The organism is Mesorhizobium sp. M7A.F.Ca.US.014.04.1.1 (assembly GCF_003998745.1).
Taxonomy (GTDB): Bacteria; Pseudomonadota; Alphaproteobacteria; order Rhizobiales; family Rhizobiaceae; genus Mesorhizobium; species Mesorhizobium ciceri.
On record NZ_RZRW01001442.1, the window covers coordinates 1 to 473 of the forward strand.

Genomic DNA, 473 nt, shown 5'->3' on the forward strand with positions numbered 1-473 from the left:
GCGCGGGAGAGGTCCGTTTCGACGGGCAAGACATCGCCCAGCTGTCGGCGGGGAATTTGCGGCGGTTGCGCCGTCACATGCAACTGGTGTTCCAGGATCCATATTCGGCGATCGATCCTCGTTTTTCGATAAGAGATGCGTTGCTTGAGCCTTTCCGCATCCAGGGCGTGAAGCCAGATTCGGCGGAGGCAACCGTGACCTCGCTGCTGGATATGGTTGGCCTCAGTGGTGCTGTCGCCAACAGCTATCCCCACCAGTTGTCAGGCGGACAGAAACAGCGGGTCGGCATTGCCCGTGCTCTCGCGCTCAAGCCGTCCCTTGTTGTGCTTGATGAGCCGACAGCGTCTCTGGACGTCTCGGTACAGGCGCAGATCATCGCGCTGTTGGACCAACTGCGTGGCGAGTTGAACCTTACCTATCTCTTCATTTCCCACGACCTCGGACTGGTCAGCTATTTCTGCCATCGCGTCCTT

1 protein-coding gene is annotated in these 473 nt (G+C 59.0%); it reads left to right on the forward strand.

The genetic code is table 11. From position 1 onward, the window contains the following. Positions 1–473 (forward strand): dipeptide/oligopeptide/nickel ABC transporter ATP-binding protein (locus tag EOA22_RS37015; protein WP_164756350.1); only part of this gene is annotated, 473 nt, incomplete at both ends.